This is a genomic window from Streptomyces aurantiogriseus (genome assembly GCF_014649375.1).
In the GTDB taxonomy this organism is placed as follows: domain Bacteria; phylum Actinomycetota; class Actinomycetes; order Streptomycetales; family Streptomycetaceae; genus Streptomyces; species Streptomyces aurantiogriseus.
This window is the reverse complement of sequence record NZ_BMSX01000005.1, coordinates 416,720-436,496: the sequence shown is the minus strand read 5'-3', so window position 1 is coordinate 436,496 and position 19,777 is coordinate 416,720. Positions and strand designations below refer to the sequence as shown.

Sequence of the window (19,777 nt, the reverse complement as noted above, 5' to 3'; positions counted from 1 at the left end):
CCTTGAGGCATCCCGCGCCACTCGGCGACTGTGCGCCCACCACTTCGTGATCGTCATCGGCGACCTTGCCCGCCCGTGCCCTCCGGAGACGACGGAGACGACGGAGACGACGGAGGAGGAGAGCCTCGGGGCCGGGGAGGGGCGGGAAAAACCGGTGGACGGCCCGGGAGCCGCACTCCTACGGTGTGACCGCACGCCCGAAGACTCACGGAAGGAGGCGAGCGCCATGCAGTACACACCCGTCCCGCGCTCCCTCACCGTGACCCCGGCGTGCCGAGTCTGACCGACGTCAGACCGACCGGGAGCGCATCACGCAGTGACGCATCCCGGAGGAATCCGTGACCGATCTGGTCATCCGCGCGCTCGACGAGAGCGACGTCCATCTGTTCGACACCCTGCCCGACCCGTTCGGCCTCCGCGAGAGGCACCGGGGCACCGTGCACCGCCCTGAGTGGAAGCGTGTGGCCCTGCGCGACGGCCGGGTCGTCGCCCGCGCCGCCTGGTGGGGCGGGCCCGACGACACCGAGCCGCTCCTCGTCAACTGGTTCGACTGCGCCGACGGCGAGTCGCGGGCGGGCGCCGAACTCCTGCGCACCGCCCCCTGGCGCGTCGACCTGGAACTGGACCTGCCCCCCGGCTGGCGCGAGGACCCGGTGCGGCGCTCCGCAGCCGAGGACTGCTTCACCGCCGCCCGCGCGGCCGGCCACACCCCGCTGGTGGAACGCTTCCTCTACCGCTGGACACCGGAGTGCGGCCTGCCCGAACGCCCCGGCCGCCTGGAGTTCGCCCCCGAACCGGACGACGCGGTCTTCTTCGACGCGCTGCGCCGCATCCACTCCGTCACCCTCGACGCCCATGCCCGCAAGGCCATCGAGAAGGGCGGCCTCGACCTCGCGGCCCAGGAGGAACTGGACTTCTTCCGCTGGTGCCCGTCCCCGAGGGAGTGGTGGCAGGTCGCGCGCACCCCGGCCGGAGACCTCGCCGGCCTCCACATCCCGGCCCACAATCCCTCCGGCCCCTGCATCGGCTTCATCGGCGTCCTGCCGGAACACCGGGGCCACGGATACGCCTACGACCTGCTCGCCGAGTGCACCCACTATCTCGTCGAACGCGGCGCCGAGTTCATCGCCGGCGCCACGGACCAGGGCAACTTCCCCATGGCCGCCCACTTCACGAAGGCCGGCTATCCGGTCGTCCGGGAGCGGGTGAACTTCTACGCGGTGCCCTGACAAGCTGTCCCCGCGGTGACCGGCCACGAGTGAGCACGGAGGCGTGATGGGGTTCGACGGCGGAATCTGGTACCTCGACTGCGGCGAGGAGCGGGCAGGGGAGATCGTCATCGACGACGGGGACTTCCCCTGGCTGTCGGGACGCTTCCGCCCGGGCCCGGCGTACGGCGCCGTCGAACCCCTCTTCTCCCGTGAACTCGCTTTGCTGAACAACGACCTGGACGCGAACCTGGAGGAGTGGGAGGCCGTGTACGCAGAGATCAGGCGCCGTGTGTCGCTCACTTCGCCCGACGGCCCGGTCCCCGAGTTCCTGCTGCACATCGAGGGGGACCGGGCTTGGTTCCGGTGGAGCGAGGAGTCGTTCAACGACGACTGAGAAAGTGTCGGAAGGTTTGCGGATCCCGTGTCTGTGCATTCGGGAGAAGTACACCTGTTCCGACGGAGATGGGAGGATCCGTGGGCATCATCGCCTGGATTCTGATAGGCCTGCTCGCCGGTGCCATCGCCAAGTTGCTGCTGCCCGGGAAGGACCCGGGCGGCTTCATCGTCACGATGCTCATCGGTATCGCCGGTGGTCTGCTCGGCGGATGGCTGGGCAAGGTGATCTTCGGGGTGGACTCGATCGACGGCTTCTTCGACCTGTCCACCTGGATCGCCGCGATCGTCGGCTCGCTCATCCTGCTGGTCCTCTACCGGGCCGTCGCCGGCAACCGGCACTCGCACTCGCGCCGGCACACGCACCGGCACGCCTGACCGGCCACGACCACCGCGTACTCAGCCGGCGCCGCCGCCCAACAGGGCCTCGGCCTCGGCGAGTACCTCGGTGACCCGCAGGCCGAACGCCGCGTCGCACGCGTGCGGTCGGCCGTCACGGGCCGCGGCGCCCAGCGCGTCCGCGGCCCGGCCGAGGGCGGTGGCGGCGTCCGAGGCGCTCTCGGGAAGCCGGACCACCCCGGCCCCGCCACGGATCTCGACGGCGGCGCCCGCCGCCGAGGGCGGGGCCGTCAGGCTGAGCGTCAGCGTGCTGGAGGCACCGCCGACGTGGTCCAGGACGACGTGCACGGTGTCCCCGGGCCCGCGCCCCGCCGCCGACACCCGGCGGACGTCGCCCAGGACCGGCAGCAGCACGGACAGCGCGTGCGGCCCGACGTCCCACAGGGCGCCCTTCTCCCGGCGCCACGGCGTGGCGAACGGGCTGTCCCCCGTGAACACCGCCCCCAGCCACTGCGCGTGCCCCGTGAACCACCCGCCCGTGGAGGCCTGTTGGGCTATCCACGCCTCCGGCTCGGGCAGGAAGCGGGTGGTGAAGAAGACGACCGAGGCGACCTGCGCCTCCCGCACGGCCCGGGCCACCGCCTGCGCCCCCGCCACCGTCGCCGCGAGCGGCTTGTCGAGCAGCAGATGGCACCCGGCCTCGGCGGCCCGGACGGCGAGCTCCGCCTGCACGTCCGGTGGCAGGGCGACCGCGACCGCGTCCACGTCCGCGAGCAGGGCGTCGACCTCGTCGTACGCCCGGGTGCCGTGACGGTCGGCCAGTTCCTTCGCGGCGGCGGGGCGGCGGCCCCAGACGCCGGCGAAGTCGAGGCCTTCGTGCGCGCCGAGGACAGGGGCGTGGACCATCTGCGCCCAGGGGCCGGTGCCGAGCAGACCGATGCGCATGTCGCTGACTCTCCCTGCTGCCGGTGGAGGTGAGGCCGACGTCATGAGCGGCGCCGTCCGTGTGCGAGCCTCGCACACGGACGGCGCCGAAGGGGAGTCCGGGGTCGGTCAGGCCGCCCGGGGCTCCGACCGGCCCTTGTCCGCGGCCGGTTCCCCGCTCTCGGCGGTGCCCCGGACCAGACGCAGATGCCGCTTGTGCGCGGCATGCCGCGGCCCGGCCGGGGCGGGCGCGGACAGACGATCCTCGACGCGGTCCATGACCACGAGCAGGACGGACAGGATCGGCAACAGTAGTATCGCGACCCACAGCACGGTGTTCTCCTTGTCAGGCGGACAGGAACCGGGTGCTCCGAATCGCGCCGCTGATGCGTGGGAACGCCGTCAGGGCAGTGAAGGAGCTGTGAAACCGCTCAGCAGGGCGTCCGCCTGTGCCAGTCCGCTCTCCATGGAGATCTCCCGCACCGTCTGCGCCCGGCGGACCGTGGCGAACGTGACCCGGTCGTCCCGCTGCAGATACCCGTACACACCCGGCCGGGGCAGGCTGTTGTACGCCCAGGGCGCCGAGAAGTAGTAGGCGCCCGTGTCGTGCAGCACGACCAGGTCTCCCTCGGCGAGTTCGGGCAGCGGGCGCTCGTGCGCCACGACGTCCCCGGCGAAGCAGAGGGGCCCGGCGACGTCCTGGGGCAGCAGGGGCGTCCGCTTCGGCGAGCCGTCCGGCCCGTGGGCGGACACGCGCAGCGGCCAGGCGCCCGGCATGAAGACCGTGCGGGTGGCGACCTGCCCGCCGGCGTGGGTGAGGGCGATACGGCGGCCTCCCGCGTCCTTCACGTACTCCACGCGTGCCGCGAGGAAGCCGTTCTTGGCGAGCAGGGAGCGGCCGAACTCGGTGACCAGCCGGTAGCGGCCGTCCAGCAGGGCCGGTTCGGCGGCGGTGAGCGCGGCGACGTAGTCGGCGTAGGTGGGGGTGACCGTGTCGTCGGTGAAGTTCACCGGGAGGCCGCCGCCCAGGTCGAGGCTGGTGATCTGCCGGCCGCCGACGTGGGCGTTGATCTCCTCGGCGAGGTGGTGGAGGGCGGCGACGCCCTCGGCGATCAGCGGCAGCGGGCAGCCCTGCGAGCCGACGTGCGCGTGCAGCCGGGTCAGCCACGGCCGCCGCGCGAAGGCCTCGACGACCCGCGCGCGGGCGCCCGGATCGCGCAGCGCCACGCCGAACTTGGAGTGCTCCGTCGCGGTGCTCATCGCTCCGATGGCGCCGCTGCCGACCTGTGGGTTGACCCGCAGCCCGACGACGGACGCGCACTCGGCCGGGCGCAGGGCGTCGACGCGTTCGAGTTCGGCGAGGTTGTCGGCGTTGAGGGCGACGCCGAGGGCGAGGGCCTCGCGGATCTCCTGGCGGGTCTTGGCCGGCGAGTCCAGCACGATCCGCGCCGGCTCGAAACCGGCGTCCAGCGCCAGCCGCAGCTCGCCCGGGCTCGCCACCTCGCAGCCCATCCCGGCGTCGGCGAGCAGCCGCAGCACCGGCACCAGCGCGCAGGCCTTGGCCGCGAAGGTGTGCAGCACCTCCGGGACCTGCCCGAACGCCTCGTGCAGGCCGGCGACGCTGTCGCGCACGCCCTGGACGTCGACGAACCCGGCCAGCGGCCGGTCCTCGCCGAGCAGCCCGTCGGCGACGGCCTGGCGGACGACGGGCGCGACGCGCGAGGCGCCGTTCTCGAGGTGGAGCGACACGTCCTGGTCTCCTTCGGTGTGCCGGATGCGAGCGGTCACCTCCAGGTTCGCCGCTGCGAGGCCGTACGTCTTTGGGCGCCCGCACAAAGGCAACCGGAACCTTCGTCGTGGCGCACAACGTCACGGAGCCGTCAGGCGCGCCGCGAGCGTCAGCAGCAGCCGTGTGTCGGGGTCGTCCAGGTCCACCGCGTGGTGGGTGCGCACGCGGCCGAGGCGGTAGCGCAGCGTGTTGGGGTGCACGACGAGCCGCCGGGCCGCCGCTGGGACGTCGCCTCCGCAGTCGAGGTACGCGGCAAGGGTCCGCACGAGGTCCCCGCCGTCGGCGAGGTCCGCGCGGATCAGGTCGTGGACCGGCCCGCTCCCGGACTCCCACACCGGCCGCACCGCGTCCAGGACCCGCAGCACCTCCAGCGCGGGACCCGCACCGGCGGCGTCCGCGTACCGCGCGGGCCGGGCTCTCCCGGCCCGCGCGGTACGCGCCTCCCTTTCCCGCAGCGCCCTGAGGACCAGCACGGCCCGCTCGTGCGACTCCGCAGCCCGCTCCGGCGGCACGACCGGACCCATCCCCAGCCACACCGGAGCACAGTCCGGCAGCGACGAGACCACCGCGTCGAGGCCCCGGACGACGGCCAGGACGGCGGCCTCGTGGTCCGTGGCCGAGGCGTCACCGGTGAGCAGCAGCGTGAGCCGGTCGCCGTCCCGCAGGACGCCCGTGCCGGGACGGTGGGCCGCGAGCTCCAGCACGAGGACGTCCAGGGCCCGGTCGTCCACCCGCCCGGTGGCGTCCCGCTCGGCCACGACGACCGCGCAGGGCGCGTCCGGGGACAGGCCCAGCGACCAGGCGTGGGTGCGGCGGTCCCCGAGCCCGTGCAGCAGGCCCCGCAGCGCGGCCTCCCGTCGGTGCGCCGTACCGCTCTCGCGCAGCCGCTCCCGCACCAGCAGCGGGGCGGCCAGGCCGGCGGCCGTGCGCAGGTGGCGGGCGGCGTCCGGGGCCAGGGCGGTACCGTCCGCGGCGGCCCAGATCGAACCGAGGACCTCCTGCCCGCTGCGGACGGCGACGATCAGCCGCTCGGGCGTGTCGCCGTCGGCGGGCCGGTGGAGGACGTCCCGCGAGGTCCACAGCGCGCGCAGGAGGCCACTGCGGCGCAGCTCCGCGACCCGCCAGTCGGGCACCCGGCCGCCGAGGATGACGGCCCGGCGCACGGGGTCGGCGTCCGGGCCGGTCGCGGAGTGGGCCAGGACGCGCAACTGCGTGTCCTCGATCGTGATCGATCCCTTCACGTACGCCGCGACACGGGCGGCCAGGGCGGCGAGGGACGGGATCGCCTCGGGACCGCGCAACGCGTCGGCGGCATCCGAGTCACCGACGGACAGGTAGCTCAGGGCCGACCTGAGCAGGGCGGCCGCCTCCGCCCAGCCGGTGCCCTCGGCGCGGACGAGCAGGGCGACGCCCGTCTCCCGGGCCGCCGCCACCAGCTCCGTGCCGGCCGCGTCCGCGTCGCCCAGGACCACGGCGCACGCGCCGCGCCGTGCGGCCTCCCGCACGGTGCCGGCCTCCGCTGCCGCCCCCACGGCCAGCAGCAATGTGCCTTCCTGGCGGGGCGTCAGATCGTCCAGGCCGACGGCGATCCGCCGTACGACGGCGTCCGCTGCGGCGGGTGCGCACAGCAGCCGCAGCGCGTTGCCGTCCTCGAAGGCCAGCAGGGACCGCAGCGTCGCGGCCGGGGGGTCGTCCGGTGCCGGGGGATCCTCGTTCACCGGGCCTGCCCCTCCCGCCGTCGGCTGCGACGTGTGTCGCGTGGTCGGCACGAGGATAGGTCCGGCCGCACCACCTCCTGCCGGGATTCAGCGCCCCCACTGCTGAATGTGTTCGCTTTCTTCCATTGGACCTCCGTCGACGACCAAGCCAGGCTGGAACACGTCCGGTGTGCCGCAACCACCCGTCGGCGCAGTGGGCTTCACCGGTTCCCCGTGACAGCCGAAAGAGGTCACAAGGCCATGCACACCCGCCGTATCGGTGACGTCGAGGTCAGCGCGATCGGTCTGGGCGCGATGCCCATGTCCATCGAGGGACGACCCGACGAGGCACGCTCCCTCGCCACCCTGCACGCCGCCCTGGACACCGGCGTGACGCTGATCGACACCGCGGACGCCTACCACCGGGACGCCGACGAGGTCGGCCACAACGAGACCCTGATCGCCAAGGCCCTCGCCACCCACGACCGGGGCGGCGACGTCCTGGTCGCCACCAAGGGCGGCCATCTGCGCCCCGGCGACGGCAGCTGGACCCTCGACGGCAGCCCCCGGCACCTCAAGGAGGCCTGCGAGGCCTCGCTGCGGCGGCTCGGCGTGGAGGCGATCGGCCTGTACCAGTTCCACCGCCCCGACCCGCGCGTCCCGTACGCCGAGTCCGTCGGCGCGGTGCGCGAGCTGCTCGACGAGGGCAAGATCCTCGCGGCCGGCGTCTCCAACGCGAACCCCGAGCAGATCGAGCTGGCGAACGACATCCTGGGCGGCCGGCTGGTCTCCGTACAGAACCAGTTCTCCCCGGCCTTCCGCTCCAGCGAGCCCGAGCTGCGCCTGTGCGACGAGCTCGGCATCGCGTTCCTGCCGTGGAGCCCGCTCGGCGGGATCTCCCGGGCCGGTGAACTGGGCTCCGTCCACGCGCCGTTCGCCCGGATCGCCGAGGCCCACGGAGTGAGTCCGCAGCGGGTCTGCCTGGCCTGGATGCTCGCCAAGTCGCCGGCCGTCGTCCCCATCCCCGGCGCCAGCCGCCCGGAGACGATCCGTGACTCGGCGGCCGCCACCGAACTCGTCCTGACGGCCGAGGAACTGGCGGAGCTGGACGCCGCCTGAGCACGCTCCGTACGGGCCCCCTTCAACCGGCACCCCTGCACCACCGGCATCCGGGAGGACCACCGCCGATGGCGTCGTCGCTCGACAGACCGCTCGACCATCGCTACCGGGACGAACACCCGATCCGCACGCTCGCCTACCTCTTCCGTGCCGACCGGTACCGGCTGGCCGGCGCCGCCGTCGTCTTCACCGTCAAGCACAGCCCCATCTGGCTGCTGCCGCTGATCACCGCGTCCATCATCGACACCGTCGTCCAGCACCAGCCGATCGGCCGCCTCTGGACGAGCACCGGCGTCATCCTGTTCATCCTGATCGTCAACTACCCGCTGCACGTGCTCTACGTCCGCCTCCTGTACGGCAGCGTGCGCCGTATGGGCACCACTCTGCGCTCCGCGCTGTGCACGCGCATGCAGCAACTGTCCATCGGCTACCACTCACGGGTCAGCGCCGGCGTCCTCCAGGCGAAGGTGGTGCGGGACGTCGAGGCCGTGGAGCAGATGGTGCAGCAGACCGCGGAGAACGGGCTCGGCGCGCTCACCGTTCTTACCGGTGGCCTGGTCATCATCGCCGTGCGCACTCCGGAGTTCGTGCCCGTCTTCCTGGTCGTGGTGCCCGCCGCCGCGTTCGTCGTGGCCCGCCTCAGGGCCCGGCTGCGCACCCACAACGAGCACTTCCGTCACGAGGTCGAGACCCTCTCCTCCCGCGTGACGGAGATGACCCGCCTGATCCCGGTCACCCGCGCCCACGGCCTGGAGGGCAAGGCGCTGCGCCGCATGGACGGCACCCTGCACCGGCTGCTGACCTCCGGGATGCGCCTCGACCTCGTCAACGGCCGCTTCGGCTCGATCGCCTGGGTCGTCCTCAACGTGGTCGGTGTGCTCGTCCTGGCCGGCGCGGCGCTCATCTCGTACTACGACGTCTGGGGCGTCACCCCGGGCGACGTCGTCATGCTGAGCGCCTTCCTGACCACCCTCACCAACTCCACCACCACGCTCACCGGCCTCGCCCCGGTCATCACCAAGGGTCTCGAATCGGTCCGCTCGGTCGGCGAGGTGCTCCAGGCGCCCGAGCTGGAGGACAACGAGGGCAAGGCCGAACTCTCCTCGCTGCACGGCACGGTGACCTTCGATCACGTCGGTTACGCGTACGACAGCGGCCGGCCGGCGGTGCGCGACTTCTCGCTGTCCGTCGCCCCGGGCGAGACCGTCGCGCTCGTGGGAGCCTCCGGCGCGGGCAAATCCACCGTGCTCAACCTCGTCATCGGCTTCATCCGGCCGACCTCGGGCCGCCTGCTGCTCGACGGCACCGACATGAACACCCTCGACCTGCGCACCTATCGGCGCTTTGTTTCGGTCGTCCCGCAGGAGTCGATCCTCTTCGACGGCACCGTCCGCGAGAACGTCGCCTACGGCATGGAGGACGAGGCCGACGAGGAGGCGGTCCGCGCGGCTCTGCGCGACGCCAACGCGCTGGAGTTCGTCGACCGGTTGCCCCAGGGCCTGGACACGCTGGTCGGTGAGCGCGGGGCCCGGCTGTCGGGCGGGCAGAAGCAGCGGCTGGCCATCGCCCGTGCTCTGATCAGGGACCCCAAGGTGCTGATCCTGGACGAGGCCACCTCCGCGCTCGACACCCGGTCGGAGGCGCTCGTCCAGCAGGCCCTCGCCCGCCTGCTGCACGGTCGCACCACGTTCGTCGTGGCGCACCGCCTGTCCACCGTGCGCGGTGCCGACCGGATCGTCGTGATGGGGGAGGGCCGCATCCTGGAGACCGGCACCCATGAGGAACTCCTGCACCGCGGCGGGGCGTACACGGCCCTGCACAGCGGACAGGCCGCCTGACGGACCCCAGGGCCGAGTGGCTGAAACCGTGCCCTGGGAGGGTGACATGAGCCTCAAGGTCGCATGAACCGCCCGGGTTCGGGCACACGCTGCGCACCACACTTGGAGAGAGGGGCGCTCGTGATCGTTCCGGACCCGAAGGCCGTCAGGACGCTGCTGACCCGCTATGCGTCACTGAAGATCGCCCAGGCGGAGAGGGAGAGACCTCAGACGGCACGCGAGTTGGAGGACGTCACGTACACCCTGTGCGTCCTGATGGGCACCTCCGACGTCCGGGAGGCGGTCGCCGCGGCGGACGCCCTGCTCGCCTCCGCGGTGCGGCCGCCGACGGCTCGGGTGCCGAAGCAGGACAACGACAGGGACAGGAACAGGGACGGAGAGAGGGACGGGGAGAGCGGACTGTCCCTGGCGGTCTGAGAGCCCTCCCCGGGTCGGCTCAGGGAGCCGCCGAACCGCAGCAGTCCGCGTGCCGGGAATGGTGTTGAGGGCCGGGCCCGGCCAGCCACTCCGCGATGGTGCGGGAGATCGGCTGGCCGGTCTCCACCTCGACGAAGCCGAACTGCCCCGACTGGTTGCACTCCAGGAACCACCACGTCCCGTCAGCGTCCTCCGCGAAGTCGAAGGCACCGTACGCCAGTTCGGCCTCCCGCAGATAGGTGCGCACGGCCTCGGCGAGGCGCGGCGGGACGTCGACCGGGTGCCACGGCGCGGTGGACGGCGCGAAACGCACGTCCACCACGTCGGGGTCCCCGTCCGGGGCCGTGGCCTTGCGGGCGGCCAGCAGCCGGTCGCCCACCGCCGTCAGCCGGATGTCCGCCCGCTTGGCGACACGCCGTTGCAGCAGGGTCGGGCCGTAGGCGACGGCGGCGAAGTCGACGCCCGGCGGGACCCGGGTGGTGGGCACCGCCCGGGGCGGATCCTGCGGATGCGCCCCGGACACCGGCTTGACCACCAGGTCCGGGTAGCGCTCCGCGAAGTCCCGCGCCGCCTGCGGGAACGTCGTGATGAGCGTGGCGGGCACGGGCAGCCCGCTGGACTGGGCCAGCCGCAGCTGCCAGGGCTTGTGCCGGGCCCGCCGGGCCGCGTCCGGATGGTTCATCCAGCGCGCCCCGCTGCCGCGGAGCATCCCGTACAGCGCCTGCGAGGCCTCCTCCGTGAGCCACGCGGACGGTTCGGGTGCCCGGGCCGCCGCCGTACCGGGCCGGCGGACCCAGACGGACCGCAGCGATTCGAGGCTCACCAGCCGTCCGGCGGACGACAGATGGCCCCGGAAGGCGCCGTGCACGTACTCCGCGGAGAGCGCGACGGTGCCGGTGAGGTCGGCGGGATCGAGCCGCACGACGGGGACGCCGGAGGCGTTCAGGTGGACGACCACCATGTCCGCCGTGACGTCCTCCTGGCTGGTCAGGATGAGCACGGTCATCGGTTGTGCCCGGGCTCAGTCGTCGAAGTGCGTCTTGGAACCCGCCGTCGAGGTGGTTGTCCCGAGTTCTCTCAGCAGCGCGTGGTCGCGAGCGGCGATCCGGCCGTCGCCGAGCACGTTCAACTGCAGTCCTGGGTCATACGCGTACGGAGTGGCGAACTCCAACTCCGCCGCAGGGCGTGCGTAGTTGAGCGCAAACGGTTGCATCGTCTCTCCCTCGTCGGTACTGCGTCGATCAAGCGGTGCCGCTGTGCGACGTCACTTGGGCCCGCTGCGTTGGTGCGACCTTCTGTCCGTCACTCGGACCTTCAGTCACTTATACGAATCGAACGGGTGGTTGGTTTCCTTACTCTCCGTGATCAACACGGGTTTGGGGAGCGGCGCAGGGAGCTGAGCAGGGGCGATGTGCCCGGGACGGGTCGAAAACTCGTTACCGGCGGGTTAGTTGACGATCCCGGCGCGGTCGGGCGTGCGGCGCAGGGAGCGCAGGGCGAGAAGCAGGACACCGATGTCGTCGAGGTAGACCGGGTCGGGCAGCACGTCGGTCGGGAGGAGGAAGTACGCGACCGCCCCCCAGAACACCCAGCGCGGGCCGGTCGGCAGACCCGCCCGCTGCAGGTCACGCCGGGCCCGGACCAGCCGTACCAGCACGACGGCGGCCACGGCGAACAGCGCCGCCGCCAGCATCACCGCGACGACGACGAGCGTGGTGGTCGCATCCACGGGCCCTCCCTGTGCGCGGTCCGTCGCGCGGCGTCCGGTGGTTCCCCCGGTCATCGAATTGCCGTTCTCGATTTCCGAATTCCCCCTTTCCAGAGGAAATATCGCACCGGTCGGGTGGACTTGCTCGCCGGCCGCGGGCCCCCTGCCTCCGAGGGCCCGTCTCACACGGACAGTGATCAACGTCACGTCGCGTGCCGCAGTGCGGAGCCGCAGGAGCGACTCCCTCGGCTCAGCGGCCCGCCTCCAGCAGCCCCGCCAGCACCCGGTCCGGGGTGAGGGGCAGTTCGCGGAGGCGGACGCCGGTGGCGTGGTGGACCGCGTTGCCGACGGCGGCGGCCGTGCCCACGATGCCGATCTCGCCGATTCCCTTGCCGCCCAGCGGATTGAGGTGCGGGTCGTCCTCCTCGACCCAGTGCGCCTCGATGTCCGGCACGTCCGCGTGGGCGGGCACGTGGTAGGACGCCAGGTCGGACTCGGTGAAGTCACCGAAGGCGGCGTCCATCGTGCTGCCCTCGGTGAGCGCCATACCCAGGCCCATGGTCATGCCGCCGACGAACTGGGATCGCGCGGTCCGGGAGTTGAGGATGCGCCCCGCCGCGTACACCCCCAGCATCCGCCGCACCCGGACCTCTCCGGTCACGGTGTCCACGGCGACCTCCGCGAAGTGCGCCCCGAACGCGTGCCGCGCGTAGGGGCTGTCGGCGTCCGCCGTGCCGGATGTGTCGGCGTGGACGACCAGGCCCTGTTCCGGCACCGGTCCGGGGAAGTCGGTCAGGCGGTCCGCCAGCCGCGTACAGGCCTCGTGGACCGGCCAGCCCCAGGAAGCCGTGCCCGAGGAGCCGCCCGCCAGCGGCGCCGACGGCAGGTCGGTGCTGCCCACCCGGATGCGGATCCGTTCCAGGGGGACGGCGAGCGCGTCGGCCGCGATCTGCGCGAGCACCGTACGGGCACCCGTGCCGATGTCGGTGGCGTTGGTCTCGACGAGGAAGGTCCCGTCGGGCAGGGCGTGCGCCGCGGCGGTCGACGGCCACACCAGCACCGGGTAGGTGGCGGCGGCGACGCCCGTCCCGAGCAGCAACGGGCCCTCGGCGCGGGAACGCGGGCGCGGATCGCGCTCGGCCCACCCGAACCGGCGCGCACCCTCCCGCAGGCACGCGACGAGGCCCCGGCTGCTGAACGGCCTGCCGGTGTCGGGTTCGGTCTCCGGCTCGTTGCGGATCCGCAGTTCGACCGGGTCCATGCCCAGTTCCTCGGCGAGTTCGTCCACGGCCGACTCCAGGGCGTACATGCCCGGCGCCTCCCCGGGCGCGCGCATCCAGGACGGCGTGGGCACGTCGAGCGGCACCACGCGGTGCACGGTGCGGCTGTGCGGGACGGCGTACATGACACGCGCCGGTGTCGCCGCCTGCTCCACGAACTCCTTCACCCGGGAGGTGTGCGTGGTGACCTCGTGGGCGAGGGACGTCAGCCGGCCGTCGGTGTCCGCGCCGAGGCGCAGCCGGTGCAGGGTGGGCGCCCGGTGCCCGACGACCGCGGGCAGGAAACGGCGCGGCAGGGCGACCGTGACCGGACGCCCGGTGTGCCGCGTGGCCATCACCGCGAGGACCACGTCCGGCCGGGGCGTGCCCTTGGACCCGAAGCCGCCGCCCACATGCTCGGCGACCACCGAGATCTGCTCCTCCTCCAGCCCGAACATCCCGGCGAGCACGGCCCGTACGACCGTGGTGCCCTGACTGGAGGTGTGCACCGTCAGCCGTTCCCCGTCCCAGTGCGCGGTGCTGGCGTGCGGCTCCATGGGGTGGTTGTGCAGGGGCGGCACCCGGTAGCCGACGTCGACCCGGACCGCCGCGTCCGCGAAGGCGTCCTCGGGGTCACCGTGCTCACGGACGGCCGGATACCCGCCGTTGGCCTCCTCGGGGACGTACGCGTCCGGATGCGTCGCGGACAGCGTCACGTCGTGGGGCTCGGCGGCGTACGAGACGTGTACGGCGGCGGCGCCGGCCCGGGCCGCCTCCAGGCTGTCGGCCACCACCAGCGCGACGAACCAGCCACGGTGCGGAACCTCGGGGCCTTGGAGCACGGCGAGGGTGGGGTCGTCCGGCTCGGCGAGCCGCGGCGCGTTCTCGTGGGTGAGGACGGTGACGACACCGGGCAGCGCCAGCGCGTCCGAGACGTCGACGCCCGTCACCCGGCCGCGCGCCACCGCCGCCGGTACGGGACGGGCGAACAGCCGCCCCAGGGAGGGGAGTTCGGCGGCGTAGCGGGCGGTGCCGGTGACCTTCTCCCGGCCTTCCCGGCGCTCGGCGGGAGCGCCGACGACACGGGCCGTCATGAGTCCTCCCCGGGTCGTGCGAGTCGGGTCAGGACGTCGAGGGCGAGGTTGCGGGCGAGGGGCACCTTGTAGGCGTTGTCGCGCAGCGGCCGGGCCGCGGACAGTTCGAGGTCGACGGCCCGCTCGAACGCCGCCGCGGTCGGCGCGGCGCCCACGAGCGCCTCCTCCGCCAGCCGGGCCCGCCACGGCCGGTGCGCCAACGCCCCGAAGGCGATTCCCGCGTGCCGGACGACACCGTCCGCCACCTCCAGCACCACGGCGACGGAGGCCAGCGCGAAGGCGTACGAGGCCCGGTCGCGGGCCTTGCGGTACGCCGAGGGCAGCCCAGCCGTGGCGCTCGGCAGCAGTACGCCGGTGACCAGCTCACCCGGTTCGACGACGGTGTCCCGCTCCGGATGCTCCCCGGGCAGCCGGTGGAAGTCGGCGGCGTGCACCCGGCGCACGCCGGCGAGGCCGTACAGCTCGACCTGCGCGTCCAGCGCGGCGAGAGCCACGGCCATGTCCGACGGGTGGGTCGCGATGCACCGCTCCGAGTACCCGAGCACCGCGTGGTCGCGGTGGACGCCCTCTCGGGCGCCGCAGCCGCTGCCCGGCTCGCGCTTGTTGCACGGCTTGGAGACGTCCTGGAAGTAGGGGCAGCGGGTGCGCTGGAGCAGGTTCCCGCCGGTGGTGGCGGCGTTGCGCAACTGGCCGGAGGCGCCCGCGAGCAGCGCCTGCGACAGAGCGGGGTAGCGGTCGCGGACCCGCGGATGCGCCGCGAGATCGCTGTTGCGCACCAGGGCTCCGACACGCAGCGAACCGTCCGGCAGCTCCGTCACCTCGTCCAGCGGCAGCCGGGTGACGTCGATGAGGGCGGTCGGCTGCTCGACGCCGAGCTTCATCAGGTCGACGAGGTTGGTGCCGCCGCCCAGGTAGCGGGCGCCGGGGTGGGAGGCGTAGGCGTCGGCGGCCTCGGCGAGGCTGCCGGCCCGTACGTAGGCGAAGGATTTCACCGGCTCACGTCCTCGACCGCGTCGACGATACGGGGATACGCGCCGCACCGGCACAGGTTCCCGCTGAGCCGCTCACGGATCTCCTCCCGGCTCAGCGGCACCGGCCCGGAGGGCGCCCGGGCGTCGGTGACGCGTGAGGGATGGCCCGCCTCCGCCTCGGCGACAGCGCCGACCGCCGAGCAGATCTGCCCCGGTGTGCAGTACCCGCACTGGAAGGCGTCGTGCTCCAGGAAGGCCCGCTGGAGCGGGTGCGGCTCCTCGCCGTCGCCGGACAGGCCCTCGACGGTCGTGACGTCGCAGCCGTCCAGGACGACCGCGAACAGCAGACAGCTGTTGACGCGCCGCCCGTCGACCAGGACCGTGCACGCGCCGCACTGCCCGTGGTCGCAGCCCTTCTTGGCGCCGGTGAGGTCGAGATCCTCCCGCAGGAGGTCCAGGAGGACCCGCCGGTGGTCGACGCTGAGGGTGTGCGGCTTGCCGTTGACGCGCAGGGTGAGGTCGGAGCGGTGGGGCGGCGGTGCGGCGGTGCCGCCCGCGGGGCCGAGTTCGCTGCCCATGTCGTGGATCCTTCCGGGAAGATCCGTGATGCCGTGGGGACCGCGTATCCAGCCGGCGCCGCACGACACGTCCCGGGGCAGCGGAAAACGGCTGCGATGACGGTCGGTGACGGTCCGTGGCAGGGTGTCGCCGCGAACTTCCGACGGTCCGGCGGTACGCGGCGGGGGCGGCGAAAACCCCGAGTCGCCCGGCGCGTCCGCCTTCCTGGGCTGCCGTCATGACTGATGCCCAAGTTCCCGAGGCGCAGCAGGTCTTCGTGCTCCGCGAGACCTACGGGGCGCTCACCGCGGTCGTGGAGTCCCTGGGCGACGAGGAGTCCTGGCTGCCCACCGCCTGCACCGGATGGGCGGTGCGCGACCTGCTGTTCCACCACCTCACGGACGCCCAGCGCGCCCTGGTGGCCCTGCACACGCCCGCCTCGGCTCCTCCCGACCGCGACGCCGTCACCTACTGGCAGGACTGGACGCCCGACCCCGCCGGCGCGGCGAACGGCCGGCGCCGGGTCCGGGTGAACGCGAGCATGTTCCTCGACTTCGATCAGTTGCGCGGCCTCTACCTGGAGACCACGGCCGCGACCGTCACGGCAGCGGCCGCGGCCGACCTCGCACGCCCGGTCGCCACCCAGGGCCACGTCCTCACGGCGGGCGACCTGATCACGACCCTCTCCGTCGAGGCCGCCGTCCACCACCTCGACCTCGTCCGGGACCTGCCCGACGCACCCCGCCCCTCACCCGCCGGCCTCGCCGCCGTACGGGAGACGCTGGACGGTCTGCTCGGCCGGCCCGTGCCCGTGGACTGGAGCGACGAGCACTACGCGCGCGCGGCCACCGGGCGGGCGTCGCTCACCTCGGAGGAACGGCGTGCGCTGGGGGCGGACGCCGGGCGGCTGCCGCTGTTCTGCTGACGTACGGACCGGTTCTGCCGACGTACGAGACCGCTGCCGGTCCACGAACGGCATGGCCCGGCTCCGGCTGCCCCGGCTACCGCTCGGTCTTCTCCGGGCCCTCCTCGGAGGCGTCCCGCTCCCGTGAGGCGGCCGCCGCCGAGGACGGAGGCGCCGGGCGCAGGCTCTTCGCCGTCTCCCTGAGCCGTTCCAGGGTCCGGCCCAGCTGCTGGAAGGGGGAGCCGCCCGTCCTGGCCTGCGGCTGCGGCCGCTCGCCGCCGGCCTCGGCCGCCTCCCGGTAGGCCGCCAACGCCTCGTGGGCCTGCTCGGCGGCCTCCCGGTACAGGTCCCGGGACTGGGTCATCGCCTCCAGCGCCTCGCGGTACATCGCCACCATCTCGCGCTCGCGGGCGAGTTCCTCCTCCAGGGTCAGCAGCTGCCACTGCTCCCGCAGAGCGGTCAGCGCGGCCTCGCCGCCCTCGGGGAGCGGCTTGGGCAGGGCGGCGAACCGTGTCACCGCGTCCAGCAGCTCGGTGGGGTGCGTGCCGTCCAGGAACACGCTGCGCACCGAGAAGTCGCCTGCGTCGTACGCCTCCGGAGCGGGCGCGCCGGGCAGCACCAGGGCGCCGCCGCGCGGCACCTCCACGTCGAAGTCCCGCAGCGCCCAGTTCACGGTGCGCAGCTGGTGCGGTGCCGCGCGGTGCTCCACCACCCGGTGGTGCAGCCCGGGCGGCAGAAGCGGGACCAGCGACCGGCGGCCCCGCTCGTCCGGCGTCATCGCCTCGTGCACCACGACGTGCACGGTCCAGGTGTCCCGCAGGGCGTTGCGCAGGGTGCGCCGCAGCTCCTTGTCGTCCGCCGGGAGCGGGTTGATGTCGAGGTACCGCTGGCCGGTGACCGTCTCGTGGCCCCAGGGGGTGTCCTCCTCCCAGGGCCAGAACATCTCGGCGGGCGACGGCCAGCGCAGGTCCCACGGTCGCTCCGCCTCCGCGACCAGCGTCCACTCCTGCCCGCGCCCCGACCACTCCGCGAGCGTCAGCCGGGCCCGCACGGTCACGTCGTCGGGCACGAGCCACCGGGCTTCGAAGGTCAGTTCCCCCTCGGCGGTGTCGGCATCGGGGACCTCCATGAAGTCCTGGATCGTCGCGTCTCCCTTGAGCGACGAGAGGTTCTTGCGCAGGACGTCCGGCGCGGTGGGCCCGGTGTGGCGGCCGCGAGCCGGCCACACGGTCGAGGGAGTCGTGGGCGGGACGGTCGGGGAGGTGAGCATGAGTCCATTCGTGAGAGCGGGGGACGACGGCGGACTGCCAGTATCGTCGTCACGGCGGGTGGGTGATCAAGGGGGTCGGCGCATACCGGGTCGCGGTGCGCCTTCCCCGTCGCGGCATGCGTCACGCGCCCGGATCGGGGCGCCTGGGGGCACGACCAGCGCAGACCGCCGCGCCCCAGGGGAGCGGACCGATGCGGCCGGCCCCCGAAGGACGCACCGCACGGGTGACAACCGGAGTCATCGCCGGTCCCACCCGTACGGAGGGCGGCGAGGATGTGGTCGGCTCCGTGCCGCCGTGGCGACCCGTGTGATCGACGCGCACGGGGTGTGCCCCGTTCACCAAGGTCGCTGCCGCGCACCCATGGCCCCGTCTGCTCGCGGCCCCGAGAATCGACCGGGCGGACAGGGCTCGCCCACCATCCGCGTCGGGGCGGGCCCTGTTCCCGTACCCGGAGCGTTTCCGGGTGGCGCCCGGCCGCACGTCCGGTGGAACATCTGGTGACTGAGCATCTACGCATGTCCGAGCCATGATGATCCAGCCCGGGTCGGCAACACGGCATGACAGCGTCCCCGGTGCCGTGTCGCGGCGCCGTGGCGTCCAGGCGGAGCGCGAGGACGGCCCGGTCGTCGTTGTCGGACGTCGTGGGCCGGCGTGCGGCGTCGGTCCGCCCGGCGCCGCCCCGGCCGGCCGCGGCCCCGTGATGGCCGCGAAGGCCAGGAGGAAGCCGACGACGAGCATCCCGAGCAGCGCCGCCCAGGTCCGCGCCGCCGGCACGGTCCCCAGCGCCACCAGCACCAGGCCCACCGGCAGCGCCCTAAGTATCACCGCGGCCCGTTGCCGCCCGGACCCCGGGACCGAGGACAGCAGCCCGAGAGCGATGGGCGCGAACAGCGCGTACAGCGCCGGCACCGGCTCGTCGAGCCCGTACAGGAAGGCGTGGAAGCCCGTGGACGCCGCGAGGGTCACCCGCGTCGACCGGTGCGGGATCTCGGCCCGCTCGGCCCCGCCCTTCACGGCGGGCCCCCGCAGCCCGTCCCGCGCGAACCGAGTGGCGGCACCCCGCCCGGGACGAGCCGGTGGCGTACGTCCATGACGACGACGGAAGCCGCAGGATCATCGCCCCACCCCTTGTTGCCGCAGACCCCGACGTGCCGGTCACCGCCGCCGGCGCCGGTTTGCCGGTGGTGCGGTGGGTGGTTCCCTCGGCGCGTGGGCACGGGGCCCCGCTGCCCAGGAACCGTCGGGCATGTCGACGGAGTCGAGCACGTCCTCGCCGTAGATGTCCTGCAGCCAGTTGGACTGGTAGATGGTGTCGAGATAGCGCTCGCCGAGATCCGGGGCGATGGCCACCGCGGTGAGTTCACGCCTGTGATGGTCGGCCAGCCAGCGCATCGCGCCGCTGACGACCGTGCCGGTGGAGCCGCCGAACAGGAATCCGCGTCTGGCCAGACGATGGCAGGCACGGATGGTGTCTCGCTCCTCCACCCGTATCACCTCGTCCACGTAGGACTCGTCGAGCAGGGGCGGACGCATGCTCATGCCGAGGCCGGGAATCATACGGCGGCCCGGCTCGCCACCGAAGATCACCGAGCCCGCGCTGTCCACCGCGACGATCCGCACCGGCCGCTGCCACTGGCGGAAGTAGCGTGCGCAGCCCATCAGAGTCCCGGTGGTGCCGACGCCGACGAACAGTACGTCCAGCCGCGGGAAGTGCCGGGCGATCTCCGGTGCCGTCTTGTAGTAGTGCGCCTTCCAGTTGCCCGGATTGGTGTACTGACTGAGCCACACGTACCGGTCATCGGAATCGCACAGTGTGCGGACGTAGTTGATCCGCGCGCCCAGGAAGCCGCCGTTGGCGTCCAGTTCGGCGATGGTGTGCACCCGGCTGCCCAATGCCTCCATCAGCAGTCTGGTCGACAGGTTGCACCGGGAGTCCGTCACGCACAGGAACCGGTAGCCCTTGCTCGCCGCGATCATGCTCAGTGCCACGCCGAGGTTGCCGGAGGAGGACTCGACGAGGATCGAGTCCGGCTTGATGACTCCCTCTCGCTCGGCGGCCTCCACCATCTCGACCGCGGCCTTCAACTTGACCGAGCCGGCGAAGTTGAAGCCCTCACACTTCAGGAACAGGGAGCGCCCGAAGATGGGCTTGAGGTCGACATAGAGCTGTCCTTCGTTGAAGGCGTGGGGAGCGGATATGACGGGCACGACGGCCTCCTCCTCATCTGCAGCAGGACTTTCGCACGGCGCCGGCTCGGCCGGGTTTCGGATGCCGAGGCCGAAGG

General features: G+C 73.0%; 19 protein-coding genes and 1 pseudogene. 7 read left to right on the top strand and 13 right to left on the bottom strand.

All coding sequences use genetic code 11. The features are described from left to right. The first annotated feature begins 338 nt into the window (after nt 1–338). The 3 genes from IE263_RS14385 to IE263_RS14375 all read left to right on the top strand — a co-directional run bounded on the left by IE263_RS14385 (nt 339) and on the right by IE263_RS14375 (nt 1,982). Complete coding sequence (locus IE263_RS14385) at nt 339–1,229, top strand: GNAT family N-acetyltransferase (RefSeq protein WP_189936178.1); 891 nt, start codon at nt 339–341, stop codon at nt 1,227–1,229. Between the two features lie 46 nt (nt 1,230–1,275). Then, a complete protein-coding gene (locus IE263_RS14380) occupies nt 1,276–1,605 on the top strand; it encodes a hypothetical protein (protein ID WP_189936176.1) in 330 nt (109 codons plus the stop codon). Between the two features lie 80 nt (nt 1,606–1,685). Beyond that, a complete protein-coding gene (locus tag IE263_RS14375) occupies nt 1,686–1,982 on the top strand; it encodes a GlsB/YeaQ/YmgE family stress response membrane protein (RefSeq protein ID WP_189936174.1) in 297 nt (98 codons plus the stop codon). 21 nt (nt 1,983–2,003) lie between these two features. On the opposite strand, the gene IE263_RS14370 is transcribed toward IE263_RS14375, so the two are convergent. The 4 genes from IE263_RS14370 to IE263_RS14355 form a co-directional block, all read right to left on the bottom strand. Continuing rightward, entirely contained in the window at nt 2,004–2,888 is an 885-nt protein-coding gene (locus tag IE263_RS14370) for a Gfo/Idh/MocA family protein (RefSeq protein WP_189936172.1), read from the bottom strand. A 108-nt stretch (nt 2,889–2,996) separates the two neighbouring features. Further along, nucleotides 2,997–3,176, bottom strand: coding sequence for a hypothetical protein (locus tag IE263_RS14365; RefSeq protein WP_229910976.1), 180 nt, complete (start codon nt 3,174–3,176; stop codon nt 2,997–2,999). 93 nt (nt 3,177–3,269) lie between these two features. Beyond that, complete coding sequence (locus tag IE263_RS14360) at nt 3,270–4,616, bottom strand: type III PLP-dependent enzyme domain-containing protein (RefSeq protein WP_229910975.1); 1,347 nt, start codon at nt 4,614–4,616, stop codon at nt 3,270–3,272. A 120-nt stretch (nt 4,617–4,736) separates the two neighbouring features. Continuing rightward, nucleotides 4,737–6,374, bottom strand: coding sequence for a PucR family transcriptional regulator (locus tag IE263_RS14355; RefSeq protein ID WP_189936167.1), 1,638 nt, complete (start codon nt 6,372–6,374; stop codon nt 4,737–4,739). Nucleotides 6,375–6,614: 240 nt separating this feature from the next. Here IE263_RS14355 and IE263_RS14350 point away from each other — a divergent pair, with 240 nt between their 5' ends. The 3 genes from IE263_RS14350 (at nt 6,615) to IE263_RS14340 (ending at nt 9,727) form a co-directional block, all read left to right on the top strand. Further along, nucleotides 6,615–7,472 (top strand): aldo/keto reductase, encoded by an 858-nt coding sequence (locus tag IE263_RS14350; protein ID WP_189936165.1) that lies wholly within the window; start codon nt 6,615–6,617, stop codon nt 7,470–7,472. 68 nt (nt 7,473–7,540) lie between these two features. After that, on the top strand, nt 7,541–9,310 hold the full coding sequence (locus IE263_RS14345) for an ABC transporter ATP-binding protein (protein ID WP_189936163.1): 1,770 nt from the start codon (nt 7,541–7,543) through the stop codon (nt 9,308–9,310). Between the two features lie 120 nt (nt 9,311–9,430). Continuing rightward, nucleotides 9,431–9,727, top strand: a complete 297-nt coding sequence (locus IE263_RS14340; protein ID WP_189936161.1) for a DUF5133 domain-containing protein — start codon at nt 9,431–9,433, stop codon at nt 9,725–9,727. Nucleotides 9,728–9,746: 19 nt separating this feature from the next. Here IE263_RS14340 and tgmB read toward each other — a convergent pair whose 3' ends face one another. The 6 genes from tgmB to IE263_RS14310 form a co-directional block, all read right to left on the bottom strand. Continuing rightward, entirely contained in the window at nt 9,747–10,733 is a 987-nt protein-coding gene (tgmB, locus tag IE263_RS14335; RefSeq protein ID WP_189936159.1) for an ATP-grasp ribosomal peptide maturase, read from the bottom strand. A 15-nt stretch (nt 10,734–10,748) separates the two neighbouring features. Continuing rightward, nucleotides 10,749–10,940, bottom strand: coding sequence for a putative ATP-grasp-modified RiPP (tgmA, locus tag IE263_RS14330; RefSeq protein ID WP_189936157.1), 192 nt, complete (start codon nt 10,938–10,940; stop codon nt 10,749–10,751). A gap of 234 nt (nt 10,941–11,174) precedes the next feature. Next, nucleotides 11,175–11,456, bottom strand: coding sequence for a DUF1232 domain-containing protein (locus IE263_RS14325; protein WP_189936155.1), 282 nt, complete (start codon nt 11,454–11,456; stop codon nt 11,175–11,177). A gap of 229 nt (nt 11,457–11,685) precedes the next feature. Continuing rightward, a complete protein-coding gene (locus IE263_RS14320) occupies nt 11,686–13,788 on the bottom strand; it encodes a xanthine dehydrogenase family protein molybdopterin-binding subunit (RefSeq protein WP_189936153.1) in 2,103 nt (700 codons plus the stop codon). Further along, the gene (locus IE263_RS14315) at nt 13,785–14,780 is read right to left on the bottom strand and encodes an FAD binding domain-containing protein (RefSeq protein ID WP_189936151.1); all 996 of its coding nucleotides are present in this window, start codon (nt 14,778–14,780) and stop codon (nt 13,785–13,787) included. Before IE263_RS14315 ends, IE263_RS14320 begins: the two co-directional genes overlap by 4 nt. After that, nucleotides 14,777–15,337 carry a (2Fe-2S)-binding protein gene (locus IE263_RS14310; protein WP_189936149.1) on the bottom strand — a complete coding sequence of 187 codons (561 nt, stop codon included), beginning with the start codon at nt 15,335–15,337 and terminating at the stop codon, nt 14,777–14,779. Before IE263_RS14310 ends, IE263_RS14315 begins: the two co-directional genes overlap by 4 nt. A 218-nt stretch (nt 15,338–15,555) precedes the next feature. Between IE263_RS14310 and IE263_RS14305 the strand changes: the two genes are divergently transcribed. Further along, nucleotides 15,556–16,242 (top strand): maleylpyruvate isomerase N-terminal domain-containing protein, encoded by a 687-nt coding sequence (locus tag IE263_RS14305; RefSeq protein ID WP_189936147.1) that lies wholly within the window; start codon nt 15,556–15,558, stop codon nt 16,240–16,242. A gap of 76 nt (nt 16,243–16,318) precedes the next feature. On the opposite strand, the gene IE263_RS14300 is transcribed toward IE263_RS14305, so the two are convergent. The 3 genes and pseudogenes from IE263_RS14300 to sbnA form a co-directional block, all read right to left on the bottom strand. Then, nucleotides 16,319–17,491 carry a hypothetical protein gene (locus IE263_RS14300; RefSeq protein ID WP_189936145.1) on the bottom strand — a complete coding sequence of 391 codons (1,173 nt, stop codon included), beginning with the start codon at nt 17,489–17,491 and terminating at the stop codon, nt 16,319–16,321. Nucleotides 17,492–18,158: 667 nt separating this feature from the next. Further along, nucleotides 18,159–18,506: pseudogene (locus IE263_RS48530) on the bottom strand (FUSC family protein); the annotation flags it as partial. A gap of 141 nt (nt 18,507–18,647) precedes the next feature. Then, nucleotides 18,648–19,700 carry a 2,3-diaminopropionate biosynthesis protein SbnA gene (gene sbnA, locus IE263_RS14295; RefSeq protein WP_189936144.1) on the bottom strand — a complete coding sequence of 351 codons (1,053 nt, stop codon included), beginning with the start codon at nt 19,698–19,700 and terminating at the stop codon, nt 18,648–18,650. Nucleotides 19,701–19,777 lie beyond the last annotated feature (77 nt).